General features: G+C 34.2%; 24 protein-coding genes. 10 read left to right on the top strand and 14 right to left on the bottom strand.

Annotated features, from left to right (window positions below; all coding sequences use genetic code 11):
* Window positions 1-12: 12 nt before the first annotated feature.
* Window positions 13-318, bottom strand: a complete 306-nt coding sequence (locus ABD745_RS15890) for a hypothetical protein (RefSeq protein WP_344832068.1) — start codon at window positions 316-318, stop codon at window positions 13-15.
* A 177-nt stretch (window positions 319-495) separates the two neighbouring features.
* Here ABD745_RS15890 and ABD745_RS15895 point away from each other — a divergent pair, with 177 nt between their 5' ends.
* The gene (locus tag ABD745_RS15895) at window positions 496-873 is read left to right on the top strand and encodes a helix-turn-helix domain-containing protein (RefSeq protein WP_344832071.1); all 378 of its coding nucleotides are present in this window, start codon (window positions 496-498) and stop codon (window positions 871-873) included.
* Window positions 874-945: 72 nt separating this feature from the next.
* On the opposite strand, the gene ABD745_RS15900 is transcribed toward ABD745_RS15895, so the two are convergent.
* Entirely contained in the window at window positions 946-1,968 is a 1,023-nt protein-coding gene (locus tag ABD745_RS15900) for a 3-oxoacyl-ACP synthase III family protein (RefSeq protein WP_344832074.1), read from the bottom strand.
* A 73-nt stretch (window positions 1,969-2,041) separates the two neighbouring features.
* Here ABD745_RS15900 and ABD745_RS15905 point away from each other — a divergent pair, with 73 nt between their 5' ends.
* Both ABD745_RS15905 and ABD745_RS15910 read left to right on the top strand, forming a co-directional pair.
* Complete coding sequence (locus tag ABD745_RS15905; RefSeq protein ID WP_344832078.1) at window positions 2,042-2,941, top strand: magnesium transporter CorA family protein; 900 nt, start codon at window positions 2,042-2,044, stop codon at window positions 2,939-2,941.
* A 348-nt stretch (window positions 2,942-3,289) separates the two neighbouring features.
* Window positions 3,290-4,876, top strand: coding sequence for a patatin-like phospholipase family protein (locus ABD745_RS15910; protein WP_344832081.1), 1,587 nt, complete (start codon window positions 3,290-3,292; stop codon window positions 4,874-4,876).
* A 370-nt stretch (window positions 4,877-5,246) separates the two neighbouring features.
* On the opposite strand, the gene ABD745_RS15915 is transcribed toward ABD745_RS15910, so the two are convergent.
* The 4 genes from ABD745_RS15915 to ABD745_RS15930 form a co-directional block, all read right to left on the bottom strand.
* The gene (locus ABD745_RS15915; protein WP_344832083.1) at window positions 5,247-5,798 is read right to left on the bottom strand and encodes a DNA-3-methyladenine glycosylase I; all 552 of its coding nucleotides are present in this window, start codon (window positions 5,796-5,798) and stop codon (window positions 5,247-5,249) included.
* Complete coding sequence (locus ABD745_RS15920; RefSeq protein ID WP_344832086.1) at window positions 5,795-6,115, bottom strand: nucleoside triphosphate pyrophosphohydrolase family protein; 321 nt, start codon at window positions 6,113-6,115, stop codon at window positions 5,795-5,797. The genes ABD745_RS15915 and ABD745_RS15920 overlap by 4 nt, the downstream gene beginning before the upstream one ends.
* A gap of 6 nt (window positions 6,116-6,121) precedes the next feature.
* Window positions 6,122-7,036: a helix-turn-helix domain-containing protein gene (locus ABD745_RS15925; protein WP_344832089.1), complete on the bottom strand. Its 915-nt coding sequence runs from the start codon at window positions 7,034-7,036 to the stop codon at window positions 6,122-6,124.
* A gap of 108 nt (window positions 7,037-7,144) precedes the next feature.
* Window positions 7,145-7,951, bottom strand: coding sequence for an SDR family oxidoreductase (locus tag ABD745_RS15930; RefSeq protein WP_344832092.1), 807 nt, complete (start codon window positions 7,949-7,951; stop codon window positions 7,145-7,147).
* Window positions 7,952-8,552: 601 nt separating this feature from the next.
* On the opposite strand from ABD745_RS15930, the gene ABD745_RS15935 reads away from it, so the two are divergent.
* From ABD745_RS15935 to ABD745_RS15945, 3 genes are all read left to right on the top strand, one after another.
* Window positions 8,553-10,070 (top strand): tetratricopeptide repeat protein, encoded by a 1,518-nt coding sequence (locus ABD745_RS15935; RefSeq protein WP_344832095.1) that lies wholly within the window; start codon window positions 8,553-8,555, stop codon window positions 10,068-10,070.
* An 837-nt stretch (window positions 10,071-10,907) separates the two neighbouring features.
* Window positions 10,908-11,708, top strand: a complete 801-nt coding sequence (locus ABD745_RS15940; protein ID WP_344832098.1) for a hypothetical protein — start codon at window positions 10,908-10,910, stop codon at window positions 11,706-11,708.
* A 7-nt stretch (window positions 11,709-11,715) separates the two neighbouring features.
* Complete coding sequence (locus tag ABD745_RS15945) at window positions 11,716-12,501, top strand: hypothetical protein (protein ID WP_344832101.1); 786 nt, start codon at window positions 11,716-11,718, stop codon at window positions 12,499-12,501.
* A gap of 473 nt (window positions 12,502-12,974) precedes the next feature.
* Here the strand turns inward: ABD745_RS15945 and ABD745_RS15950 are convergent, their stop codons facing one another.
* The 5 genes from ABD745_RS15950 to ABD745_RS15970 form a co-directional block, all read right to left on the bottom strand.
* Complete coding sequence (locus ABD745_RS15950; protein WP_344832104.1) at window positions 12,975-14,549, bottom strand: DHA2 family efflux MFS transporter permease subunit; 1,575 nt, start codon at window positions 14,547-14,549, stop codon at window positions 12,975-12,977.
* Window positions 14,550-14,957: 408 nt separating this feature from the next.
* Window positions 14,958-16,061, bottom strand: a complete 1,104-nt coding sequence (locus ABD745_RS15955) for an HlyD family secretion protein (RefSeq protein ID WP_344832107.1) — start codon at window positions 16,059-16,061, stop codon at window positions 14,958-14,960.
* A 20-nt stretch (window positions 16,062-16,081) separates the two neighbouring features.
* Complete coding sequence (locus ABD745_RS15960) at window positions 16,082-17,395, bottom strand: TolC family protein (RefSeq protein WP_344832112.1); 1,314 nt, start codon at window positions 17,393-17,395, stop codon at window positions 16,082-16,084.
* A complete protein-coding gene (locus tag ABD745_RS15965) occupies window positions 17,382-18,005 on the bottom strand; it encodes a TetR/AcrR family transcriptional regulator (protein WP_344832114.1) in 624 nt (207 codons plus the stop codon). Before ABD745_RS15965 ends, ABD745_RS15960 begins: the two co-directional genes overlap by 14 nt.
* A gap of 300 nt (window positions 18,006-18,305) precedes the next feature.
* Window positions 18,306-19,424: a DNA polymerase III subunit gene (locus ABD745_RS15970; RefSeq protein ID WP_344832119.1), complete on the bottom strand. Its 1,119-nt coding sequence runs from the start codon at window positions 19,422-19,424 to the stop codon at window positions 18,306-18,308.
* A gap of 278 nt (window positions 19,425-19,702) precedes the next feature.
* Here ABD745_RS15970 and bamG point away from each other — a divergent pair, with 278 nt between their 5' ends.
* The 3 genes from bamG to ABD745_RS15985 are packed head-to-tail and all read left to right on the top strand — an operon-like array spanning window position 19,703 to window position 22,632.
* Window positions 19,703-20,989 carry a BamG family beta-barrel-assembly machinery protein gene (bamG, locus tag ABD745_RS15975; RefSeq protein ID WP_344832123.1) on the top strand — a complete coding sequence of 429 codons (1,287 nt, stop codon included), beginning with the start codon at window positions 19,703-19,705 and terminating at the stop codon, window positions 20,987-20,989.
* A gap of 1 nt (window position 20,990) precedes the next feature.
* Window positions 20,991-21,584, top strand: a complete 594-nt coding sequence (gene lptC, locus ABD745_RS15980; RefSeq protein WP_344832127.1) for an LPS export ABC transporter periplasmic protein LptC — start codon at window positions 20,991-20,993, stop codon at window positions 21,582-21,584.
* A 4-nt stretch (window positions 21,585-21,588) separates the two neighbouring features.
* Entirely contained in the window at window positions 21,589-22,632 is a 1,044-nt protein-coding gene (locus ABD745_RS15985; protein ID WP_344832132.1) for an anhydro-N-acetylmuramic acid kinase, read from the top strand.
* An 18-nt stretch (window positions 22,633-22,650) separates the two neighbouring features.
* Here the strand turns inward: ABD745_RS15985 and ABD745_RS15990 are convergent, their stop codons facing one another.
* Both ABD745_RS15990 and ABD745_RS15995 read right to left on the bottom strand, forming a co-directional pair.
* On the bottom strand, window positions 22,651-23,424 hold the full coding sequence (locus tag ABD745_RS15990; RefSeq protein WP_344832136.1) for an alpha/beta hydrolase: 774 nt from the start codon (window positions 23,422-23,424) through the stop codon (window positions 22,651-22,653).
* Window positions 23,425-23,556: 132 nt separating this feature from the next.
* Entirely contained in the window at window positions 23,557-23,946 is a 390-nt protein-coding gene (locus tag ABD745_RS15995) for an SRPBCC family protein (protein ID WP_344832140.1), read from the bottom strand.
* A gap of 40 nt (window positions 23,947-23,986) precedes the next feature.
* On the opposite strand from ABD745_RS15995, the gene ABD745_RS16000 reads away from it, so the two are divergent.
* Window positions 23,987-24,598, top strand: a complete 612-nt coding sequence (locus ABD745_RS16000; protein WP_344832142.1) for an NUDIX hydrolase — start codon at window positions 23,987-23,989, stop codon at window positions 24,596-24,598.
* On the opposite strand, the gene ABD745_RS16005 is transcribed toward ABD745_RS16000, so the two are convergent.
* Entirely contained in the window at window positions 24,591-25,862 is a 1,272-nt protein-coding gene (locus tag ABD745_RS16005) for a UDP-N-acetylmuramoyl-tripeptide--D-alanyl-D-alanine ligase (RefSeq protein WP_344832145.1), read from the bottom strand. The genes ABD745_RS16000 and ABD745_RS16005 overlap by 8 nt on opposite strands.
* Window positions 25,863-25,911: the final 49 nt, after the last annotated feature.

Below are 25,911 nucleotides of genomic sequence, written 5' to 3' on the forward strand. Positions count from 1 at the left end.
TTCTAAAAAGATTTAATTACATTTAATTTCGTTAATTTCATCCATTGCTTGATGCAAATCATGATAGTCCCAATAGTTATTACCACAAAGATAATAAACAGCTCCACAAGGAGCTTCTACTGTATACCAAAGAGTACAAGTTCTTCTCGAGTTTTCATCATCTGTTTCATTTTTGTTCTCTTTTTCATTTTCTTTTGAAGAGCTTTCTTTTACTTGTGTTTTTTCCTTAGATTTTGGTTCTTCCTTTTTAAAGATGCTATTATTAGCACTTACTAATCCAGCAACGCTAAAAGCTGCCAATAAAATAATTTTTTTCATTTGATTTGAATTTAAAATTAAAATAAATTTTTTACACTAAAAGTATTTCGCGAAACTTTTTTCAAAAATAGAATCCCGCTCCCTAACTATCTATTCCAAATAGAATAAAATACAATTCCATTTGGAATAAAAATATTCTTGCAAAAACATTATCTTTACATTTCAATTTCCATAATTATGAATAACAGTGTTGGCTTTAAAATAAAAAAGTTGAGAGAACAGAAAGAAATATCTCAGGAAGATCTGGCTTTTCAGCTTGATGTTTCTCAAAGCTATCTTAGTAAAATTGAAAATGGTGCAATTGAAAAATTAGACTTTATTTTCATGCAGAAAGTTGCTGAGTTCTTTAAGGTAGAACCACAGTATTTCTTGGAAGGTGATACCATTATTAATAATAATGTTGAAACGAGTAATAATTCTGCTATTGGTAATATACCTACTGTAAATAATACTGTTGATGGAGATTTATTTAAAAGTGTAATGCAAAATCAACAACAAATCAGTCAATTAATGGAAATGCAGAATAAACTGATAGAAAAGCTTTTAAACAATTAAAAGTATCTCATAAAACAAAAAACCGCAGAACATTCTGCGGTTTTTTTTATTTTAAAAGCTTTTGCTACATTATTAATACTGAAACAAAACGCTTCCCCAAGTGAAACCACTTCCGAAAGCCGAAAGAAGCACCAAATCTCCTCTCTTTATTTTGCCGAGTTCAATAGCTTCACTTAGAGCAATTGGGATAGAAGCTGCCGTTGTATTACCGTATTTCTGGATATTATTATGAATTTTTTCATCCGGCAATCCGAATTTCTGCTGCACAAACTGTGCAATTCTCAAATTCGCCTGATGCGGAATAAACATGTCAAGATCTTCAATCGTTTTTCCCGCTTTATCCAAAGCTTCCTGCATCGTTTCGGGGAATCTGGTTACCGCATGTTTGAAAACGAAATTTCCGTTCATGATCGGGTAAACTTCTTTATTGGTTACGTTTTCAGGCTCTTTTCTCATCCTGTCGCTCCATCCGAATTTAGAACCCGGAAACTGAGTACACAATTCATCAGCAAATTTACCTTCAGAATGCATGTTTACCGCTAAAATATCTCCTGCATTTTCATCTTCCGTTGCAGAAAGCACAATCGCTCCTGCCCCATCTCCGAAAATCACAGAAACACCTCTTCCTTCATCAGAAAAATCCAGTCCGAAAGAATGAATTTCAGCGCCTACAACCAAAATATTTTTATAAGTCCCTGATTTAATAAAAGCATTTGCCACGCTCATCGCATACACAAAACCGGAACACTGATTTCTCACGTCCAAAGCTCCGATCGTATCGCAGCCCAGCATATCCTGCAATAGAACTCCACAACCCGGAAAATAATAATCGGGAGAAAGCGTCGCAAAAACAATATAATCGATATCTTTAGCCGTCATACCCGCCTTTTCCAAAGCTTTTTCTGATGCTTTAAAACCTAAATAAGCTGTAGTTTCCTGAGAATCGTTTCTGTCTTTTCTGTGTCTTCTTTCTTTTATCCCCGTTCTTTCCGTGATCCATTCGTCATTGGTGGTCATTAATTTAGCTAGATCATCATTCGTAACAATGTTATCCGGAACATGGAATCCGATTCCTTTTATTGTACTTTTAATCATATAGTTTTTTAATTTTGGCAAAGATAAAACTTATTTAACACATAGTTTTTCAAAATATTACTATTTTTACTCTATGCCAATTGACACGATTTACAGAGATTCCCAATGCGAATGGGTGGATGTAGAGGCTCCGACAGCGGAAGACCTGAAATTTTTACATGAAAGATACGAGATCAATAATCTTCTTCTCGAAGACACGTTGGACCCTAATCACTTACCGAAATACGAGGAAGACGGAGACGTAAAATTTTTCCTCCTCCGAGAAAGCACAGAACTTGAGCGTAAAAACCTCAACACCATAAGCGATATCAGTACTAAAATCGGGATTTTTCTTTTAGGAAAAACAATCATCACGATTCACAGGATGAAAACCAAAAGCATCAATGAAACAAAAAAACAGGTTTCATGTCTTAAAAAGGAAACTACCGCTGAGAATATCGCACTGAGAATTACATTATTAATTATGAAAAGTTTCGATGATGAATCTGTAAGTTTATTAGAAACAATGGACAATATCGAAAACGAAATTTTCCTGAAAAACACAAACCATACCAGTCAGATCAAAAGATTATATAAACTAAAACGTAAATCCGGGTTAAATTCAAGAGTGTTGACAATTTCTACAGATGCCATTGATAAATTTAAATTACTGGGATTACAGGACTCTGAAGTGGTCGATCTGAAAGATAAGCACAAAGATGTTGTTGCCGATTTTGATCATCTGAATATTCAGATCACCAACTTAATCGGGATGTTTCTGGCTCTTTCGGATCAGAAAGCGAATCAGGTGATGAAAGTTTTGGCGATTTATTCGGTTTACTTTTTACCCATCACTTTTATTGCCGGAGTTTACGGGATGAATTTCGACAATATGCCGGAACTTCATCATAAAAACGGGTACTTTTTCACATTGGGATTAATGGCTGTTGTTGTGATCTGTACATTTATTTATGCAAGAAGAAAACAATGGTAATTTCACCTGTAAAGTATCGTGAAAATACTGTAAGTAAAGATTTTAATTATAATTAATTTTAAAATATCAAACTAATTATCAAATCGTTGTATTTTTATTATGTTAAAAACATAAAGACACCACGTTCATTGAATTAATCCTATAAACACCATGTTTGTCATTCCGTAGGAATCTCAGCTATAAATAAACAGCCAAGCTCAGATTCCTACGGAATGACAAACTGGATGGAAAATTGAAATAATAAAAATGAAAATCTTCGATTTTCTTGCGCCTTACAAACAGTAAAAAGAGTAAATACTTGCGCTTTTGTGATTGACCAACTTACAATAACCAAAACCAAACCACGCCATGAAACCCGAAATCCTAAACAAAATCCTTGAAGAAGACGTTCTTTCAAAAGATTCTAAAGACAAGCTTGCCGCTTTGCATGAAAATATTTCGTCTAAAGAATTTTCTGACCTTTTGGATGCGCAAGGCAATCAATATGTGGAATTTGTGCAGGAAGGCGGCGGAGTTTGGGGAAGTGCATTAGTTGGTTATCTGTATGGTCTGGAAATTTTCGGAATCCGTTTTCTGAAGGTTGCAGGAACAAGCGCAGGTGCGATTAATACCATGCTTATCGCAGCGTGTAAAACAAAAGAAGAAGCGAAAAGTGAAGTAATCAAAGATATTTTGTTCAACTGGAATTTTGCCGATTTTATGGATGGAAAAACATATGTAAAAACCACCATTCATGCGATGCTGAACAACAAAAACTTCCTGAAAATAAACAGTTACATTGCCATTGCAATTCTTGTATTTTTTGGAATTCTGGCGTTTGTTTTTCCTACAAAAGCAATTTGGGAAACAAAAATTCTATTTTCCATCCCTCTATTACTTGTAATTATCGGAATCCTGTTTTTATGGAAATTATATTCTGATCTGAAGAAAAAGAATTCCGGACTGAATCCGGGAAATACTTTTTTGAATCAAATGACAGAAGTACTGGAAGGTTTCGGGATAAAAACCGTTGCCGGACTTAATGAAAAATTTGTACAATCGGGAAAAGACCTCAACCTCGATTACCGCTACGGAAACGGAATGGAATATTACGCTATTGCATTGAACAGCATCGAAGAAATCAGGGTAAACAATAAAGAACACATCGACGAAATCCGCTACAAAATTTTCTACGAAAGTGCAGTAAACAACGATTATTACAGAAAAGATCCTTTCTATTTATTAAAATCCGAATACATCGTAATCACCACCGATATTAATGCTAAAATTAAGGTTGAACTTCCTACAATGGCAAATCTGTATTGGTCTGAAGACGAAATGAAGCACATCAGTCCGGCTGAATTTGTGCGTGCTTCGATGTCGGTTCCCTTCTTTTTTGAACCCATGCAGAAAAGAATCAATAAAGATGATGATTCTGTAAAATATGCATGGAAATTCTGGATGAATACACAACAGGAAAACATCAATCCTGTCGGAGTTTTCATTGACGGCGGAAGTATTTCCAATTTCCCGATCGACCTTTTCCACTCCGCCGATATTTTTTATCCGAGAATGCCTTTGTTTGGAGTACAACTGACCAGCGATTCCGACATTCTTTCCGAAAGAGGAAAAACAAGTGAAGAAATCCTGAAATCACCTTTATCATTTGCCGGAAATATCATCAGTACTTTAAAAGGTTTTAACGATAAAACTTTCCTTACAAAACATACTTTTTATCACCTTTTCAGTATTCAGACCGTGAATTGCGGAACAAGCAACTGGCTGAATTTCTTTATGAAAAAAGAGGAAAAAGAAGAACTTTTCAACCGCGGATTTGTCGCTGCCTTAGATTTTCTCAATAATTTCGACTGGGAAAAATATAAATACGAGAGAATGATGCTGTCGATGAAGGAGAAAAAGATTTTGAAGGAGGAGGATACGAAGACGGTGGGGTAAAAAACAGCTGAAATAATTTCAAATTAATCAACAAAAAGAATGATCAACAAATTAGATCTAAGAGAATCTTTACAAATAATTTGAATCAATGAGATGGACAGCGAGAAAATAAATTATAAACTACTTCAGCAGCTTAATGATTAAAAATAGCAATTTTTAATTTAATTGTTATTAATGAATGCTTTGAGAATCTCAGCATGACATCGCTAATAATGTGCCGGATATTTCAAGAGTATCAGCATAACAATACTAAAAATTCTATTAATAAAAACAGATAGTATTAAAGATGTCATGCTGAAGCTCTCGAAGCATTAGCACATTATTATTTATAGATTTTTCCTTCGTCGAAATGACAGATTATGGGAATAAATTACCCTTTCATCCACATAGGATCATGCTTCAAAACCTCATCGAATATGGGACAACTTTCAGTGTGACAACCTTTAAGATAGCCGATGCTCATTAGAAATTCATTTACGATCTCACCGCCTGTGAATTTGAAGGTTTTCTTGAATAACTTCATCCATTCCTGCAAATCTTTAGGATGATTATGTTCCAGCCACTTTTCGAAAGAACCGAACTCTTTTTGCAATCCGATAATTGTTTTTGCGTTTTCGATGGCCGCATTTACTTTTAACTTATTCCTGATAATTCCGGGATCTGCTAATAATCTTTCGCGATCCTGCTCTGTATAAGCCGCCACTTTCTGAACATCAAAATTATCATAAGCCAGTCTGAAACTTTCTTCTTTCTTTAAAATCGTTTCCCAGCTTAAACCCGCCTGATTGATTTCCATAATCAACCTTCCGAATAATTCATTATCATTATGAATCGGGAAACCGTAATGATTGTCATGGTATTTTTTATGAAGTTCTCTCCTGCTTTCAGGCTGCATTTTATCTATGGCTACACAATAACTCATTTCAGTATATTTTCCGTTTTCGTTAAAAATTTATCTAAAGCTTCTTTGATATCAATTCCCGTACGGTCTGACAAAATGATCAGCCACCAGATATTTTCGGCTAATTTATGCTCAAGTTCTTCCGCAGAATTGGATTTTGACCATGTTTTCTCGTGAGACATGATATTTCTTCCTGCCAAACCTGCATCTGTCAGAAAAGCTAAAGCGTCCTGCTCTACGGTCCACTCCTGGCCGTTCTGACGAATTTCCAGCTGATGATATTTTTCTCTGATTTCGAGAGAACGTTCAATGATGATATCTAAATTGTTCTGGTTCATTTATTTTTATTTTTGAAATGATTGTTTGAATTCGTTTGGGGTCAATTCGGTTTTCTTTTTAAAGAATTTGCTGAAAGACTGAGAATGCTCAAAACCCAGTTGGTAAGCCGTTTCAGAAACAGAAAACTGTTCGTTTGATAAATATTCTTTGGCTTTTTCAATCAGTTTATCGTGAATATGATGCTGTGCATTTTGTCCGGTGTGTTGTCGAAGCATATCGCTTAAATATCTTGCCGTAAGGTTCAGTTCAGAAGCGAGATATTCTACTGTAGGAAGACCCTGAAGACTCTTTTCATCATTAAAATAATCATCCAGAATCTTTTCCATTCTTGACACCAGATCATTATTCACAGCTTTTCTGGTGATAAATTGCCGGTTGTAAAAACGATTGCTGTAAGTCAACAACAATTCAATCTGTGAAATAATCACATCCTGGCTAAACTGGTCTATTCTCTCATTCAATTCCCCCTGAATATTATCGAAAATGCTTAAAACTGTTCTCTTCTCTTTTTCAGAAAGATAAAGTGCTTCCGCCGCAGAATAGGAAAAGAATCCGTATTTTTTTATTTTCTGAATTAAAGAATAAGGCTGCAGAAAATCCGGATGAATATGCAGAGACATTCCGCTGTAATCGGCTTCCTCTTCATTCATTTTAAGAATCTGACCGGGTGAAACGAAAGACATTCCACCTTCTTCAAAATCGTAATATCCCTGTCCGTATCTTATTTTTCCGTTGAATTTTGTCTTGAATGAAATTTTATAAAAATCAAGTTTAATCCCATTTTCAAAATCTTTCGGATCAAAAACCGCGTCGCCGTAATTAATAACACTCATCAACGGATGCAACGGTGAAGATTGTCCCATTGCTTCATGCAACGCAGACAAAGATCTGAAATGAACCGGAGATTTTACTGTTTTCATACTGCAAATATAAGATGGGCTTGTGACAACTGTTTGGCAGGAGGCTGATAATTTAGGAGCTATAAGTTATGAATTATGAGTTGAAAAACGGTTATTTAATTTCTGTTTCTACAGTATAAATCCAGATTTTACTTTTTGCACATAATTTTCAACACCGATTTCATTTCTTTCATGATATAAAGCATTGGCATCTTTTCCGGCAACATATCTTAATTGTTCCTTTTCATCGGTTGCCGCTTCGAAAATAATCTCGGCAATATCTTCCGGTTTTGAATAATTCGCAATCTGTTCCGGACTGTATCCCTCTTCAACTTTTGAAATTAATTTTCCGTAAGATTCATGAAAAGCTCCATCTAAAGAACGTCCCGCAAAATCGGTCTGAATACCGCCCGGAGCGACCACTTTTACTTTTATACCAAACTGAGCCAATTCATATCCTAAACTTTCTGAAAATCCGTCAACCGCAAATTTTGTGGCACTGTAAATCGAACATGTCGGGTAGCCCATCAATCCGAAAGTGGAAGTAATATTAATCAAAACTCCGTTTTTTTTCTGCCTGAAATAAGGCGTAAAAGCTTTTGTAACACGAATTACTCCCATTAAATTCGTTTCGATCTGTTTATGAATCTGCTCGTCTGTGAATGCTTCCAAAGGTCCGATTAATCCGTAGCCCGCATTATTTAAAACAACATCAACATTGTGACTCTCTAATACTTCAGCGATTGTCTTTTCCAATTCTTCATTCTTTGAAACATCAAGCTTCAAAACCGTAACATTTTCCAATTGGATAAGTTCTGTTTCGCTTTCAGGATTTCTCATGGTTGCAATAACATTCCAGCCTTTACTTTGAAATAATTTTGCCGTTGTTTTTCCTAAGCCTGATGATGTTCCTGTAATAAAAATTGTTTTTTGCATTTTGATTTTTGTTTAATTTTATCATGCAAAATTCCTTAAATCCGAAAATTCTCACGTAGCCGAATTGAGTTTATTTGTAGCTGTTTTGACGGATCCTGAATTTTAATTAATTCCTGAACTATTTCGAATTCTTCTATTTTTTATTCTTCCATATGATTTACTTTCTTAAAGCTGACCAACCCTGACATTCGGTTATCAAACTATCAGAACAGGAATCTAATTTTGGTGAATGTTTCAAGAATAAGATCAAGCCACTCTAAATACTATTGAAACAAAATACTTCGACAAACTTTGAAAAAAAAGAAGGAATAAGATTTAAAAAATTTTATACTAATACAACGTCCAGTTAATAACCAAACGTTTATTTTATCGGTTATAAATGTTAAAAATCTGGTTTTCAGACGCTATCACATTTAATGAAAAATTTAACCATAATGCTTAATTTTTAACATATCTTTGTTAATACTTACAAACAAACAGTTAATATTACAAAATTTTAACATTAAAATAAACTATGACTAGATGTCTATTTCTTCTCATTCTTCTTTATTCTTCAATAATTGGAGCTCAGAAAAATGATGATCCTTTTGAAAAACTTTACATGAAAACGCTAACTGAAGTGGCCGCAAAAGATATGCCCCATGCATTGAAAATTGCTGATTCTATGGCTGCAACAGCTAAAACTCCTGCACATAAAGGCAGAAGTCTTATGCTGAGTGCCAATCTTTACTTACAACAAAATAAAAATGAAGAAAGTATAAAGTTTGCAGAAAAAGCAAAAGATATTCTGGATACTTCAGAAAATGATGAACTAAAAGCAAAAATCCGGGGGCTTTTAACTTCTGAATACCGAATTATAGGACTTAATAACAAAGCTAAAAAATATGCCGATGAAGGCTTACAACTAGCTGATAAAATTGCAGACGAACAAAAAAAAGCTCAAGTAAAATCTCTATTTTATCAGGAATTAGCATACTATGAAATTGATAAAAAAAATTATACCGGAGCCATTCTCAATCTTAACAAATCTCTTGAATATCTTTCAAAAATACCTAGTGATAAAATTAATTTAGGAAAGACTTATCAACTTTTAGGAGAAAGTTATCTTGAATTACATGACTACAAAAATTCAGATAACTATAATCTGAAAGCGATAGAAATTTTACCGGAAAAATATGTTGGTACAGCAATAAGCTATATTGGATTAGGAATATCAAAAACCAATCAAAAACAATATAATGAAGCCGAAAAATATCTTTTAAAGGGGTTGCAATATGCTGAAACTGCTGATCATCCGGCAGCAAAAAGAACAGCTTATGATGGCTTGGCAAAATACTATGAACAGACAAAACAATACGAAAAAGCAAGTATTTACAGAAAAAAATATGTAGAAGTATTCAAGAAAACAGAAGAAAAGTACAACAAAACAGTTGATAAGGATTATGACAAAGTAGAAAAAGAAAAAGACCAATACGCAAGCTGGAACAGCACCAAAAATATACTTATTATTATCGCATCTTTATTGATCTTAGGTCTGATTGTTATCTTCATTATTAACAGAAGAAAGCATAAAGAAAAATACCAAAAGTTCAAAAGCATTATTGATCATTACAAAGAAAAAGAGGAATATGTCATGGAAACTAAAGTCGATACTTCCCATATTGAAGAAACTGAAAATGAAGAAGAAACTGTTGCAGAAGAGATAGAAACTGAAAACAGACCGACCGATATTGCTATTAACAAAGAAACCGAAGCAAAAATCCTGACACAGCTTGATCAGTTTGAAAAAGCCGAAATGTTCAATAACAGTAATGTTTCTCTCTCTTATCTTGCTATAGAATTTAATACAAATATCAGATACATTTCTTATGTCGTTAAAAAACATAAAAATGCCGATTTTAAGAGTTATATCAATAAACTCAGAATCAACTTTATTATCCATAAACTGAATACCTCCGAAAAATACAGAAGATACAAAGTCGGAGCTTTAGCTGAAGAGTGTGGCTTTTCATCACACAGTAAATTCACAACGATTTTCAAATCTATTACAGGAATATCCCCTTCCGTTTTCATCTCATTTATAGAGCAGGAAGAGGCTAAAAAGAAAGCATCAAATTAGAAAATACAATTATTAATTTTTTACAGCAGTCTGTACCATTTTGGTGCAGACTTTTTTGTGTTTTTGAGGGGTTTTCAGTAATCATCATAATAAAAACGCCATAATAATCACCTAATAAAGATTTAATATATAAAAAATAAAATAATTATAATCAACACTTTAAAACAGATAACTTTCTCTTTTCCGAAAATGAAAAGACCTTCACTTTTAGAAAAAGATATCTCGCGATACATTTGTAAGGCAATACGAATCAATCGTAAACCAACCGTGACGGATATCCGACAGGATATGTAAAGGCTTGACAGAATTTACAAACACATGTTTTAAAACATTTTCCGGTCGGAACAATTGTTTGCTATTATGTCCCTTATTAATACTTTTTCAATTGATATGAAGTCACGGTTTTTGACTGGAATACAGGGGTCAAATCCCTGTATTCTTTTTTTATCAGTTAAGAATTTATTTTTTAATCAATTTTTCCCATGTATTAATTAAACGTTTCTCTTTAAGTGTCTGCAGTAACTTATCGAACGATCTGCAGCGACTACCGAAGTATCTAACCTCCCCCTAAAAAATTACCCGTAGCCCCTATGTTCCGAATGTTAAAAAGAATCTTTATCAGGCTATCATTTCACATTAAAATTTGTAAAGCCACAAAATTTATCACCAAAATAAGATTTATTAGCGTCTTAGCATAAAAATATAAACAACTTAATTTCAATAATTTAAAAACAAAAACCTTTCTGTTTTCCGAAAACGAAAAGGGTATTTCTTTTTTTGAAATAGGCTTCCCTATACTTTTGTACTCAATGTCAAGCATAACAAAAATTTAGAACAATGAAAAAAAAGCTTATTTTAATCTGCTCTTTGGCAACCTTCAGTGCTACATTTGCACAAGTAGGTGTAAATACTACCAACCCACAAGGAGTTTTCCATGTTGACGGAGCAAAAGATAACAACAGTGGGGGTACTCCAACCACAACTCAGCAACTTAATGATTTTGTAGTCACAAGTACTGGAAATGTAGGAATAGGAACCACAACGCCAAGTGCTAAAATAGAAATCAATTCGGGGACAGTCAATACAAGCGGGCTTAAACTCACCAATTTAACCTCTACAACACCAATTTCAGCCGGGCAAACCATCGGCGTAGATGCTGCAGGAAATGTGGTTACCTTACCCAATCCTACAGCTGTAGGCGTTACAACAGCAGAAGTAGATTCTTCATCAGGAGCAGACTTTAATGTGAATGACAGCTCAGATACTGTAGTTTCCGGATCAACACAAACAATTACAATTCCTACCGGTGGAAAAGCCGTGTTTATTAATTTTATGTTAGGTATTGATTTTGTCGCTCCTTATGCAGGAACAGGAGCAGGATATTTCAGAGCAATGCTGTTTATCGACGGGGTGGCTACCAACACTTATCTTATTACACAGGAGCCTGTTTCAACAGCAACTCCGAATACTGGAGGACAACAGCTTCAATATACTTTAAGTGCTGTAAAAGAACTTCCGGCAGGTACTCATACGCTTGATGTAAGGATGAGAAGAACAGCAGGTAATGGTACTGCAGCAGGAGCGGTAAACATATGTAAACCTATTTCCATGTCATTCAATGCTTCTTACTTAAACTAAATGATTTATGAAAAAGTATCTATTATTTGCAGGATTCTTAGTCATAAATACTTTGTCTGCACAAGTGGGAATAAACACCCAAAATCCTCAGACGGCTTTTCATGTAGACGGAGCAAAAGATAACAATACTTCCGGAGCTCCTACTGCAGCCCAACAGCTCAATGATTTTACAACAACTTCTTCAGGAAGTCTTGGTATAGGAACTTCAACACCTACCTCAAAGGTGGAAATCACTTCAGGAACTACCAACACCAGCGGCTTAAAGTTTACAAATCTTACATCATCTACACCTGTGGCTTCAGCCGGACAAACTTTGGGAGTAGATACCTCAGGAAATCTTGTTACCGTTCCCAATGCCTCTGCACCAAGTGTCGTTACTGCAGAAGTAGCTAATACTTCCAATACAGGGTACTTTGTGAACGATTTGGCATATACCATGATTCCTACGACTCAACAAATCCTTAATATTCCGGCGGGAGGTAAGGCTGTATTTATTAATTTTATGTTGGGAGTAGATTACGGAAGTTTCCCTGCAGGAGGAGGAGCCGCTTATTATGAAGCAAAATTGTTTATAGACAATCAGCCTACAAATGTTTATTTAACCGTTCAGGAAAAAGATCAGGGAGGCAGTAACGCTTCATTTTCTTTCAGCACTGTTAAATCACTGTCAGAAGGTAGTCATACCATCGATGCGAGAATGATCAGAGCTGTAAATAACGGAACCACATCGGGTGTTAATATGACTTGCAGAATTATATCCATGTCTTTCAATGCATCTTATATTAATAATTAGCAGTTCTGATTTTTATCTTCATAATTAATCAGTTGCTACAGCAATACATTGTAATGAAATTTCCCTCATTTTTCATTACTCTAAAAATACAAATGTCAACATAAAGATATATGGGAAAATGTGTTTACAATGTTTAATTAATTCCCTTAATTTCAGTTAGGTTATCGGTAAGTCTGTTCAAAAAAGAACAGACTTTTTGTGGTTTGATATTTAAAATCTTTTATGAGTGGTTTATAGATACTTCGAGAACCTCCTTTAGATTTGTAAATAGAAAATAAATATCTTTAGAAAAAGAGAAAGCATTTAATTAAACTAAGATGCCTCAGAATAAAATTCATATGAAGCATCATCCATGGTAAAATACACAAACAGATTCCTTCTATCGTCGGAATGACAGTGTGAAAATAACGACATTGATTTTAGACATAAAAAAAACCTCCACAATTGCGGAGGTTTTTTCTATTAATTTAAATTTAGTGTACACCACTCAAATCTATTTTTTCTTTACTTTTTCTTTCTTTTATAAACAATATAAACGGAATACAGATAAGAAACGCAATCCCTAAATAAAGGAAAACATCCATATAAGAAAGTACCGTTGCCTGTTTCGTTACCGATAGATCGAGCATTTTGTAAGCGGCATTCGTCGCTGCATCGGGAGTCATTCCTTTTGCGGTGAAACTTGCTTTTAAAGCATTCAGCCGTTGCTGAACATTGAAATCATTAGAATCCAGATGGGAAATCAAACTAAGCCTGTATTTCTGACCTGCATTGGCAATAAATGTAGTAATTGCTGCAATTCCGAAAGAACCTCCAAGCTGTCTCATCATTCCTGTAAAAGCCGCTCCCTGTCCGATTTCCTGACCTTTCAATGTACTTAATGACAATGAGGTGATCGGGATAAACAGTAGCCCAAGACCTGCTCCTCTTACCATCAGCATCCAGAAAAAGGCTTCTTTACTTGTATCGGGTGTCAGGATTTTATATCCCCAGAAACTATATATAAAGAATACGAATAGCCCCAAAGATACCAAAATCTGCTGTTTTGCCCCTTTTGAAAGCAATCGTCCGATAATCGGCATCATGAATGCGGTTGTTAAAGCTGCAGGAATCATCAAGGCCCCGGACTGAAAAGCTGTCCATCCCAAAATACTCTGTGTATACAACGGAACGATAAAGGTAGACCCATACAATCCGAATCCTAATACAAAGGACATCACCGTACCAACCCTTAAGTTACTGTTTTTCAATACCCTTAATTCTACAATCGGATATTTGAAAGTGAGCTCTCTCCAGAGAAATAATATAAATCCTAAAATTGCTGATACCGTAAACAATACAATCCATTCGCTCGCAAACCAGTCTTCTTCATGACCTCTTTCCAAAATATATTGTAATGAACCAACTGTAATTGCCAATAAAGCAATACCGATCCAGTCGACATCTGAAGCTTTACGCTTTTCTGCATATTTCGGGCTTTTCACAAACTGAAGCGTCATCAAAGTCGCAGCAATCCCGATAGGAATATTAATATAGAAAATATACGGCCAGCTGAAATTATCAACAATATAACCTCCAAGAGGTGGACCTAAAGTAGGACCAATAATTACCCCAAGACCATAAATCGCCTGAGCCATACTTCTTTTTTCCACCGGATAAGATTCCGTAATGATCGTCTGCGAAGTTACTAATAACGCTCCTCCACCGATACCTTGACATAGTCTGAAGAATACCAATTCCCAAATATTATCTGCATTACCACATAAGAATGAAAATATGGTAAAAATAATAATGGATGCGGCAAAATAGTTTCTTCGTCCGAACTGTTGCGACAGCCAGCTCGTCATCGGTACAATAATTACGTTACCAATGGCGTATGCTGTGATCACCCAGCCGACTTCAGAAAGTGTAGCTCCAAGATTCCCCTTCATCTCGTTCAGGGCAACATTCACGATCGTGGAGTCTACAATTTCAAGCAGAGCACAAAGAATTGCCGTAATCGTGATGATTACTCTTCTGGCTCCATATTCTACTAATGAATCTTGCATAGTTTTTAATAGGTATTAAAAAATTAAGAGATTATGAGATTCGGAAATTTTAGAATAAGAACAAGTTTTTTTACGAACTAACTTTATTCTTAATAATTTAAATCTCTATATTAATGATTTAAGCAATTTCCAAATCCCCTAACTCCTTAATATTTTAATTATTTTTTTAAAAGTGAATTGTCAATTATCAATCAACCCGTTGTCAATTTTACTACTTCATTTCCAACTTTCCATTGATTTCATCTACCAGCCGATATCAACTGCATTGCCGATTTTACTGCTTCATATTCAATCATCATCGACTATCATCCGCAAAACGGCATCAACTTCATTATCAATTCTACCCCTTCATTTTACATTCACAATTTGACTTGCCTCTGCAAAATTGACAATTCACTTATTTCAATATTATTTCAAAGAAACTTCTGCTTTTACATTCATTCCTGTTCTTAATCTTTTTGCGATATTTTTATCAAGATTCACAAAATCGATTTTTACAGGAAGTCTCTGAACCACTTTTACGAAGTTTCCACTTGCGTTATCCGGAGGAAGAATTGAGAATGTAGCACCTGTGGCAGGAGAGAATGAGCTTACAACTCCTTCAAATTCCTGATCAGGGAAAGCATCGATTTCAATTTTTACTTTTTGTCCCTCAACCATTTTATCAACCTGAGTTTCTTTAAAGTTGGCCACCACCCATTTTTGGTCGTTTTTAACTAAAGCAAATAATTGCGAACCAGCCTGTAAATATTGTCCCGCCTGAATTGGAACTTTTCCAACATATCCATCTTCAGGAGCAAGAATTACTGTGTATGATAAATTTAATTTTGCATTTTCAACATCAACCTCTCTTTGTTTAGCCACAGAACCTGCAACACTGATTTGTTGAGAACTAGCCGCTGTTTGAGAAGATGCGATACCCGTTTGCTGAGCAATCTGGTTTCTCTGATCAATCAAAACCTGCAATTGTCTGTCAGCAGTTTGTTTTGCCGCCAAAGCCTGCTCATATTGCTGTTCTGTAATAGAATGATCTTTTACCAATACTGAGTATCTTTTCAAATCCTGAGCTGTTTTCCAAACGTTTACTTTTGCTGCTTCGATCTGTGCGTTTGCAGTTGTTACTGCCGCTTCAGAAGAACCGATATTTTTTGAAGTCGCCGTTGTAGAAGCTTCCGCATTAGAGATATTGCTTTTTGCTGTCGTTAAAGCAGCCTGAGCCTGATTTAGAGCCATTTTCTGATCTCTGCTATCCAGAATAACCAATGTATCTCCTTTTTTTACGAACTGGTTATCCTTTACTTTCACTTCAGTTACATATCCTGAGATTTTAGAAATTACCGGAGCTAAATTTGAAGCAATCTGAGCATCGTCGGTTTCTTCATGAATCTGCCCGTAAGAGTATGTTTTGTATCCATAGATTCCTCCACCGATTAAAACAACCGCCAAAATTATCGGGAAAACCAAACTTTTTTTCTTTTTAGGTTCAGTCGTTTGTGTAGTATTATTTTCCATTGTTGGTATAGTTCTTAATTTTATTTAAATGTTAAAGTTCCTGTAGTCTGTAATAGTTTTCTGTAAGCCAACGCTGCGTCTGCTTTTGCATTAATTACTCCAACGTTTGCCGAAATCTGAGCCGCATCTGCATCCAATAACTCCGTCATGGTTGCAAGACCGTTATCATATTTATTTTTTGTGATTCTGTAGTTTTCATTAGCCTGTTCAGCAGATTTTTCGAAAACCGTGATTCTCTTTTTTGAGTAATCCGTGTTTTGATATTCTCTGTTGACATCTAATTTAATATTGTCATTTAATAATTCATTTGTTGCTGCCAATTGCATTTCTCTTGCTTTAGACTGCTTCAACGACGAATTTTCTTTCCAGATGTTTGATAAGTTGTAAGAAATCCCAACTCCTACGTTCACAGCATTATAAACTGTTAAGAATTTCGGAATATCTGCTGCAACATAACCTCCTGTAAATGCTACTGAAGGAAGATTTTCCGCTTTTGCAGATTTTGTTCCCAATTCCGCCGCTTTTCTCTGTTGGTCTAAAGCCTGAAGATCTTTACGGTTTTCTCTTGCCTCATTCAGATAAAAATCAACAGTTTTTACCTCGGAACCTTCTTCAATATAGTTTTGATCAACTTCAATTTCTGTAGTTTCAGGAAGCCCTAGTAACAAATCCATATTGATATTGGCAATATTATAGTTGTTTTTTGCTTCCAATAATTGAAGTTCAAGATCCGAAGTCTGAAGATTCGCCTTTAATCTGTCGTTTCTGGCAATCACTCCATTATTTTCAAGCTTAAGAAATGTTTCGTCTCTTTTTTGAGAAGCCGTAAGATTTTCTTCCAATACTTTAATAGATTGATTAGCTTTAAATAAATTATTATAAGCCTGAGCAACGTTGTAAGCGATCGCTACTTTATCATTTTCTGTGTTTAATTTTGATGCTTCCACCAAATATTTTGCAGACTGAATACCATATTTTATTCTACCTCCACTGTAAACCGGAACGCTAAGATTAACTGATCCGTAAGCAACCTGATGTACTTCAGGTCCTCCTGCTCCTGAAACACCGGGAAGTTTAATATCTACAGTTGGTTTTATCGGAAGATACATGTAGCTCCCTGAAACCTTCAGTTCCGGAAGTTGTCTGTTTTTAGCTTCTAAAAGATCTGCTGTAGCTTCTTCTATCTTGGCTGCATCGATCTTTAGATTTTTGCTGTTTTGGATACCCAACTGCACAGCTTCATCAAGAGTAAGTGTCTTTTTCTCCTGAGCATTTGTGTTTGCAATCCCTACAAAAAGGGCCAGTGCAAGAACTGAGTTATTAATTTTCTTCATAACCTAAAAGGTCTTTTAGTAAGTATTTTATATGTATATTAAGTTCTGTGTAATATTTTTCATCAAAAATATCGTCATCTTCAGTATCGTTCAGGAATTCTTTATACATTTCTTTGGCATTGGATGCATAAAATAAAGTTCCGCTCACTGTAGAATGAAGCAGATAGATAGGAGGATTTTTGGTGAAAATACCTTTCTGTAATCCGCTTTCCAATATTTTTGAATACATAGCGATGAATCCCATTTTTGTTTCCTTTAAAAATTCTACAATCTGAGGATTCTCTGCGTGAAGCTGTTCTCTCTGCATGATTCTGTAAAAACATTTATTGTGTCTTACTTTCCCTGCAAATTCATCTACAATCTTCTCAATCTTTTCCCATTCATTAATATCCGTTCTTTCTATAATGTCTTTTGAAAAAAACTGTCCTGCATTCATTCTATATTCCACCAGCTTCTCATACAATTTTTCTTTTGAACCAAAATAGTAAGAGATCATAGAAATATTCACATTTGCCGCTTTGGCAATCTCCCTTGTGGAAGTTCCTTCAAAACCTTTTTCAGCGAAAAGAATTTCGGCAGCAAACAATATATTTTCTTCTTTTGAAATCATTTTAATACTCTCATTTTTTCAAGGAGCAAATTTACAACGGATTTTTCATAAATCAAACGATTGATTGAATTTTTAATTTATTTTTAATATCACTTAAATTAAAACACTGGAAATGAAACAACTAAAGATAATGAAAAATTAATAAACAGTAAGAAATAAGTGCTTTTTAGAACTATTAAACGCAAAAATTAATACCCAATTCACATGCAAAAAGGTTAATTTAATAATCGAAAAAGAATAATGATATTATAAATGATTAATATTTAACAAAAAACTCCGACCAATTGCCGGAGTTTAATTTTATGAATTTTTATGAATATATCTTGATAATTTTATCCCTAAATCTGTCCAGACAATTTTAGGATTTCCGTTTCTCGTTAAATGCAGATCGGCGGTACTTATTTCCTCCAAAATGCTTTCAATATTTGCTCCACTGATAAATTTTGAGAAGCCAACCCAGTTGAAACCATTCGAATCAATTCTTTTATACACCAAACTCTCCGACTGATAATTCTGAAGCAAAGCCAACCTGAAAATTTCTGAACAATAGTTTAAAAAATTCTTTTGTTTTTCCCGGTTCCAGCCTGCAATTTCTCTTGCCCAAAGAATGATATTTTTCAGAAAACCGGGTTTCTTTTTTACCATAAAAGCATCGCGAACCCATTGTACAAAAAGTTTTTCAAATTCTTCATTTTTGTTTCCGGATTGTAAAAGCTTTATCGCATCATTTAAATCTCCCTGAGCTTCATGAACAATTTCCCTTACCTTTTCATCAGAAACATTAAAATTTTTCCTAAGATAAATCTCAATATCTTCATCATTAATTCTGGGAACTTCTACCATCTGCGTTCTGGAAAGAATGGTAGGAAGAATATCGTTGGAAGATTCTGCAGTGAGTAAAATAATTGTTTTTGCAGGAGGTTCTTCTAAAAATTTCAGGAATTTATTGGAAGCTGCGATATTCATCTTGTCAGCTCTCCACACAATTAAAATTTTTGTTCCGCCTTCAAAACTTTTTAATGAAAATTTTTGGTTCTGATCATCCACTTCATCAGCAGAGATGAAAAGCTGTTTGTTTTCAGACTCTAAAAAAGCTGTCCAGTCGTCATAACTTGCATAAGGTGAAGCCATGATCATCTCTCGGAATTCTTCAAATTTATTTTTACTTAAAGAATTTTTATTATCCGTAAAAACCGGGAAACTCAAATGCAGATCCAAATGATTCAAATGCTCAACTTTTGAAGCAGCATGCTCATTTTCCTGGCTCAGAACTTCTTTTGCATAGGCTAAAACCATCGGTAACGTTCCATACCCTTCTTTTCCTACGAAAAGCTGGGCGTGGCTTACTCTGTTTTCGGCGATACTGTCTCTCAGAAGTTTTTTCAGATTTTCCTGTCCGGCAATGTTCTCCCAATTCATGTTTCAAAGATAAAGAAATTTTGGAACGCATGATTTCTCAATTGTGAATTTTGCGATACAAATAACTAATGAATTACAAATATTCTATCATATTTAATAAGAACATCAATTAACAATTCATCATTATAAATTTTCTTAAATAATTTTAAAAGATTGACAGCAAAGGTAATTGACTATTGATAATTCACTATATTTCCCCCTTAACAAACTTTAACCTCTTATAATTTTTACAATTCATTAATATTTAAGATATTTGCGCATTATTTTAAAAATAAAGAATGAAAAAAATCTTTGTACTATCATTCATATCGGTTGGATATTTCCTTAATGCGCAGAATTTGAGTAACTCACCTTATGCAACTTATGGAATTGGTGATGTAAAATATGATAATACGATTGAAACTGCCTCTATGGGAGGTATATCAACAGCGTTTATAAGTGATTTTACCAGTAATTTTAACTTCGCAAACCCAGCGAATAACGCAAATTTCGAGCTTACAAGTATAAAATTGGAAGCTACTAACGAAAACAATTACTTCAAAACTGATTATAATAATACGAAGTCTACAAAACATTCTACGTATCTATCGAATATTGCATTAGCATTTCCTTTGTCTCCAAAGTTGAAAATGGGACTTTCTTATCAGCCTTATAGCTCTAAGAGTTATGAGATTGTTCATACAGACCTTTTAGAAGATCAAGTAAATGTAAGAGCAAACAGATTTAAAGGAAGCGGAACATTGAATACTGCTCAGATTGCTTTAGGATATAAAGTGAATGACAAGTTTGCAGTTGGAGCAAGAGCTAATTATTACTTCGGTAATCTTTATGACCTTAATGAGCTTGCTTATTCAAATGCAGAATTGATTAATGGATACGAAACTAAAAATAGTATTCATAATTTCAACTTTACATTAGGTGCAAGTTATCAGAATTTAAATACAAGTACAGACAGAAAGTTAACAATCGGTGCTACTACTACTTTTGGAAACACTAGTAATATGACTACTGATTATGTAAACAGCACTTATTTCTATTCTGATGCAGCAGCAACCACAAAAAGTAATGAAAGCATCATCGAGCAGAAAAGTACAAGTTCTAAAAACCTTTTACCATTACAGGCATCAGTGGGTGTAGGTTATGGTGAAGAGAATAAATGGTTCTTATCTGTTCAGGGAGATTATAAAAAAGGGGAAAGTATAGCCTATTTCGGAAATACTCTGGATCTTCAGGATACTTACAGAATTTCTGCCGGAGGTTGGTATTTGCCTAATTACAATAACTTCAGAAGCTATTTCTCAAGAATTGTTTACAGATACGGAGCTTTCTATGAGAAAGGAAACTTAAAGATTGCAGGGCAGAACATCAATAAAATGGGAGTTTCTGCAGGTGTTTTACTTCCGTTCAAAACGAGTAGTATAACAAGAATGAGCGGTCTGGAACTTGGTCTTGAAGTTGGAAAAAGAGGAACACTTAAAAATAATCTGATTAATCAAAACTTTATTAACCTGAGAGTTGGTTTCAATTTTGCCGACAGATGGTTCAGAAAAACTTTGTATAACTAAAATGAAGTTCGTCAGAAAAATATCATATAAAAAAAATATAGCATACCTTTTTAGTTGTGCTATATTTTTTATAATGACATCCTGTGAAGAAGATCTTACCAAAAACGCCGGCAAACAAAGTAAAAATTTCCCGTCACAGATCATTAATAATGCAAATATTATCCAGAGAGATTCAGGATTTGTGACAATGCGGGCTAAAGCACCAATTATCGAAAAATACGAGTTAATCGACAGTCCTTATACTGTTGCAAAAAGAGGAATTGATATTCAGTTTTTTGATAAAAAGAAGCCCAAAATTCCCGGAACTATCAAAGCAAAATATGCAAAGTTCTACGATTATAAGAAGTTTTACGAGGCAAAGGGTAACGTAAGAATCACCACCAATGAAGGTGACAGATTTGCCATGCAAAGTGTATATTGGGATCAGGTAAAGAAAAATATTTACACCCATGATACTGTTTATGTAACGAGAAAAGATGGAAGCACTCTAATCGGAGCTCATGGAATGTGGGCAAAAGACGATTTTTCAGAATATGTTTTCTACCAGAATTCCGGAGATTTTGCTGCACCTGAAATATCTAAAAATAAAAAATAATTTAATGATTTTCCATGCAATAGGATTGATGTCAGGAACAAGCTTAGACGGTTTGGACATTTGTTTTGCTAAATTTGAAAGACAAGATTCCTGGAATTTTGAGATTTTAAAAGCAGAAACAATCCCTTATCCTAAAGCTTGGGAAGAGCAACTTAGAAATTCAATTCACCTTTCTGCAGTAGAATTATTAGAACTAAATTCTGAATATGGTTTTTATTTAGGAAAATCAGTTAAAAACTTCATTGAAAAACATCAACTTGATAATGTAAATTTGATTTCTTCTCATGGTCATACGGTTTTTCATCAGCCTCAAAAAAAATTCACGCTTCAAATTGGTGACGGAAGAGCCATAAAAACAGAAACGAAATTACCTGTAATTTATGATTTCCGAAGTCAGGATGTGTTGATGGGAGGAAATGGTGCTCCACTCGTTCCAATCGGTGATGAATTCTTATTTTCTCAATACGATGCTTGTCTGAATCTAGGTGGATTTTCTAATATTTCTTTAAAAATTAATCATAAAAGAATTGCTTTCGATATTGCTCCTGTGAATATTGTCTTGAATAAATTAGTTCAAAACTTCAATAAAAATTTTGACGAAAACGGTAATTTAGCGAGAACAGGAAATATTGATGAAAAATTATTATCTCAATTAAATTCACTGGATTTTTATCAGCAATCTTATCCAAAATCATTAGGAATTGAATGGTGTAATGAGAGTATTTTTCCGCTATTTGAAAATATTGAAATTATTGATGTATTGGCAACTTTTACAGAACATGCAGCTCAGCAGATTTCAAAAATATTCAATGAAAATCAATTAAAAAATGTACTTTTTACAGGTGGCGGAGCGTACAATCAATATTTAATTGAAAAAATTAAAGCCAAAACAACTACTGAAATTATCATTCCCGAAAAAGAAATCATTGAATATAAAGAAGCCCTTATTTTCGCTTTTATGGGCGTTTTAAGGCTTACTAATGAGATTAATGTCCTTTCTTCTGCAACCGGGAGTTCGGATGACCATTGTTCTGGAATTGTTGTATAACTGATTATTCCGATTGATCTATTTTTTCATATTGGAAGCAGAAATTATTAAGTTTGAGACTTCATTAGGATGAGTTATAAACACACAATGACTGGCTCCATCGACTTCTATTACTGTGCTTTTCGCTCTTTTTGCGTACATTCTTTCAAGATCAGGATTAATAATTCTATCTGATTTTGCCACAACATACCAACTTGGCTTTGTCTTCCATGCAGGATTTTTAATGATCGCATGAAAAGCAACATCCGCTGTCGGAGTCTGAGAAAAAGCCATAAATTTCGCTTTTTCCTTTGGTACTCCTCCTGCAAAATCATCAGGAAATTTTTCGGGATTGATATAATCTAACCCGTCCTCACCTTTTATCAAAGATTTATAAGCTGCAGGATATATTTTTCCATTATCTGCTTCAGCTTCGCCATCATCCGGTGCATGCGCAGCAACATAAACCAAACCGGCAACCTTTGGATTGTTACCCGCCATTGTGATAATTGCTCCGCCATAACTATGTCCCACCAAAATACAAGGCCCATTCTGCTGATCTATAATACGGTTTACTGCTTTTACATCATCATCAAAAGACATCAAATTATGCTGTGTTACAGATACATTATACCCTTTTTTAACCAAAACATCATAAACTCCTTCCCAACCGGAACCGTCTACGAAAGCTCCGTGTACGAGCACTATATTTTTTATCGTTTTTGGTTCCTGCGAATAGAAATTAATGGAAATAAATAAAGCTATAATCAGCAATAGAAAATCTGGTTTCTTACATATTAATTTTGCTTTCATATTATTAGTTTTAAAGGTGAAAAATCCATAATAAAGTTAGTGAAATTCCAGAATCTAAAACAAGCAATATCAGAAAATTACATTTAAGAAATTTACAATAAAAAACCGCTTAAAAAAGCGGCTTTCATTATCTTATTTATAAGCTTCGATCTTATCTGTCAAAGTATTAATGAAGTTTTGAAGAGGTTTTTCCACCATCATTTTGATAAACGGATTGAATTTTCCTTCAAACAACATCTGCACTTCCGTCTGATTTTCGTTGATAGGGTTTAAAGTTGCCGTTAATGTAAAGTCTAAACTTGAACTTGCAGACTTCAAAACTGCTTTCTGATCGTTCACTTCATCTATTTTTAAAGCAATTTCCGGCATCCCCTGCAACCCGAATTTAAATCCATCTTCTCTTGTTTCAAATTTCTGAAGACCATCCGGCATAAAATCTTTGTAGTTTTCCGGAGATTTTAGCACTTCTACCAACTCTTTAGATGATTTATTGACAATAATCTTTCGTCCTTCTAAATTCATTTTTTATTTTTGTATTTAAATTCTTAATTCTTACAAATATATGTATAAAGTTTTTGTGAACGAAAAAAAATTACTACTGTCTAAGCAATCTGAAAACTTAGAAAAAACGCTTGGATATGAAAACGTCACAAGCCTGGAAATCGCTTTGGATCTTCTGGAAAATACATCTGTAACGGAATTGAATGTATTCGGAGAAGATATTGATGAGATTTGGGCGAAGTTTCAAAGTCTTTTCAGAATCATTGAAGCGGCGGGAGGTATTGTAAATAATCCTTCCGGAGATATTCTTTTCATAAAAAGATTAGGAAAATGGGATCTTCCGAAGGGTAAAATAGAGAAAGGAGAATCCCGTGAAGAGTCTGCTGTAAGAGAAATTGAAGAAGAAACCGGACTTAGTGATGTGGAATTGGTACGATTTATCAACACAACTTATCACATTTATGTTGAAAGAAATGGCGACAAGGTATTAAAATGTACCCATTGGTTTGAAATGAATTTTGATGGTGAAGACACTTCAAAACCTCAGATTGAAGAAGGAATAACTGAAGTTGCCTGGAAAAACACCGGTCAGATCGAGAACGAAGTTTTCCCAAGCACTTTCAAAAATATAAAACTGATTGTAAAAGAATTCTGGGATACAAAGACTAAATAAAGTCTAATGATTTTTCCAGCGCAATTCCCCTAGACCCTTTTAATAGAATATTTTCTGACTGAATTTTATTTAATTTTAAATATTCTATTAATTCCGGTGTATTTTCAAAAGCTTTTACTGAAGAATTTACATTTTTAAAATGTTTTCCAACCGTGATAATTTCATTAAAACCTAATTCCTGAGCCAGTTTTAGGATATTTTGATGTTCTTTTTCGCTTTCTTCTCCCAATTCAAGCATATCACCAATAATAATGGTTTTTGAGCCTTCAAAAGTGATAAAATTATGCAAAGAAGCATTCATCGAGCTCGGATTTGCGTTATAAGTATCTAAAACTAAAGTCCTACTATCTTTTTTTACAACCTGAGAACGCATATTTGTAGGTGTATAGTTCTCGATTGCATGCTTTATTTTTTCAAAATCAATCCCAAAATGAAGTCCAAGACTTGCTGCGGCGCAAAGATTTGTAAAATTATACTCTCCGGTAAGCTTGGAAACGGCTTTTATATCATTAAAAATTAAACCTACAAAATGTTCTTCTGAAAATAATTCAAACTGATAATCCGAGTTTTCTTTTCCAAAAGTAATTTTTGGAGAATAATTTTCTGTTTTTTCAACCTGAACAGGATCATTTTCATTAACAACAATTGTCTGATTATTATTTTTAAGGTAATCATACAACTCAGATTTACCTTTAATTACTCCTTCAAATCCTCCGAAACCTTCTAAATGTGCCTTCCCAAAATTAGTAATGTATCCAAAATTAGGTTTACAGATTGAACTTAGAAGTTCTATTTCCTTCTGATGATTGGCTCCCATTTCAATAACTGCCATTTCATGTTCAGGTTTAATAGAAAGAATTGTTAAAGGAACTCCAATATGATTATTAAGATTTCCAAAAGTATACTGAACATTAAATTTCTCGGAAAGAACAGCATGAATGATTTCTTTCGTTGTTGTTTTTCCGTTACTTCCGGTAAGTCCGATAATAGGAATCTGAAGTTGCTTTCTGTGATAAACTGCCAATTCCTGCAGAAATTCTAATGTTGAGCGAACATAAAAAATATTTTTAGCTTCATTTTCAAAATCCTGCTGTTCCACAACAACAGCCAAAGCTCCGCTATCAATTGCCTGTTCTGCCAAACTTGCGGCATTGAAATTCTCTCCTGAAAATGCAAAGAAAATATCATTCCTGCTAATTTTCCTGCTGTCGATCGTTACCTTTTCAGATTGTAAAAATAAAGGATAAAACTGTTCTATATTCATAGTTCAAAAATAAAAAAACCTTCCAAAATTTTGGAAGGTTTTTGAAAAT

It is taken from the genome of Chryseobacterium ginsenosidimutans, from assembly GCF_039536845.1.
Lineage (GTDB): Bacteria > Bacteroidota > Bacteroidia > Flavobacteriales > Weeksellaceae > Chryseobacterium > Chryseobacterium ginsenosidimutans_B.

Bases quoted from the DNA above. Each gene is read 5' to 3' on its own strand.
- ABD745_RS15890 (WP_344832068.1), bottom strand. From the start codon at position 318: ATGAAAAAAATTATTTTATTGGCAGCTTTTAGCGTTGCTGGATTAGTA.
- ABD745_RS15895 (WP_344832071.1), top strand. From the start codon at position 496: ATGAATAACAGTGTTGGCTTTAAAATAAAAAAGTTGAGAGAACAGAAA.
- ABD745_RS15900 (WP_344832074.1), bottom strand. From the start codon at position 1,968: ATGATTAAAAGTACAATAAAAGGAATCGGATTCCATGTTCCGGATAAC.
- ABD745_RS15905 (WP_344832078.1), top strand. From the start codon at position 2,042: ATGCCAATTGACACGATTTACAGAGATTCCCAATGCGAATGGGTGGAT.
- ABD745_RS15910 (WP_344832081.1), top strand. From the start codon at position 3,290: ATGAAACCCGAAATCCTAAACAAAATCCTTGAAGAAGACGTTCTTTCA.
- ABD745_RS15915 (WP_344832083.1), bottom strand. From the start codon at position 5,798: ATGAGTTATTGTGTAGCCATAGATAAAATGCAGCCTGAAAGCAGGAGA.
- ABD745_RS15920 (WP_344832086.1), bottom strand. From the start codon at position 6,115: ATGAACCAGAACAATTTAGATATCATCATTGAACGTTCTCTCGAAATC.
- ABD745_RS15925 (WP_344832089.1), bottom strand. From the start codon at position 7,036: ATGAAAACAGTAAAATCTCCGGTTCATTTCAGATCTTTGTCTGCGTTG.
- ABD745_RS15930 (WP_344832092.1), bottom strand. From the start codon at position 7,951: ATGCAAAAAACAATTTTTATTACAGGAACATCATCAGGCTTAGGAAAA.
- ABD745_RS15935 (WP_344832095.1), top strand. From the start codon at position 8,553: ATGAAAACGCTAACTGAAGTGGCCGCAAAAGATATGCCCCATGCATTG.
- ABD745_RS15940 (WP_344832098.1), top strand. From the start codon at position 10,908: ATGAAAAAAAAGCTTATTTTAATCTGCTCTTTGGCAACCTTCAGTGCT.
- ABD745_RS15945 (WP_344832101.1), top strand. From the start codon at position 11,716: ATGAAAAAGTATCTATTATTTGCAGGATTCTTAGTCATAAATACTTTG.
- ABD745_RS15950 (WP_344832104.1), bottom strand. From the start codon at position 14,549: ATGCAAGATTCATTAGTAGAATATGGAGCCAGAAGAGTAATCATCACG.
- ABD745_RS15955 (WP_344832107.1), bottom strand. From the start codon at position 16,061: ATGGAAAATAATACTACACAAACGACTGAACCTAAAAAGAAAAAAAGT.
- ABD745_RS15960 (WP_344832112.1), bottom strand. From the start codon at position 17,395: ATGAAGAAAATTAATAACTCAGTTCTTGCACTGGCCCTTTTTGTAGGG.
- ABD745_RS15965 (WP_344832114.1), bottom strand. From the start codon at position 18,005: ATGATTTCAAAAGAAGAAAATATATTGTTTGCTGCCGAAATTCTTTTC.
- ABD745_RS15970 (WP_344832119.1), bottom strand. From the start codon at position 19,424: ATGAATTGGGAGAACATTGCCGGACAGGAAAATCTGAAAAAACTTCTG.
- bamG (WP_344832123.1), top strand. From the start codon at position 19,703: ATGAAAAAAATCTTTGTACTATCATTCATATCGGTTGGATATTTCCTT.
- lptC (WP_344832127.1), top strand. From the start codon at position 20,991: ATGAAGTTCGTCAGAAAAATATCATATAAAAAAAATATAGCATACCTT.
- ABD745_RS15985 (WP_344832132.1), top strand. From the start codon at position 21,589: ATGATTTTCCATGCAATAGGATTGATGTCAGGAACAAGCTTAGACGGT.
- ABD745_RS15990 (WP_344832136.1), bottom strand. From the start codon at position 23,424: ATGAAAGCAAAATTAATATGTAAGAAACCAGATTTTCTATTGCTGATT.
- ABD745_RS15995 (WP_344832140.1), bottom strand. From the start codon at position 23,946: ATGAATTTAGAAGGACGAAAGATTATTGTCAATAAATCATCTAAAGAG.
- ABD745_RS16000 (WP_344832142.1), top strand. From the start codon at position 23,987: ATGTATAAAGTTTTTGTGAACGAAAAAAAATTACTACTGTCTAAGCAA.
- ABD745_RS16005 (WP_344832145.1), bottom strand. From the start codon at position 25,862: ATGAATATAGAACAGTTTTATCCTTTATTTTTACAATCTGAAAAGGTA.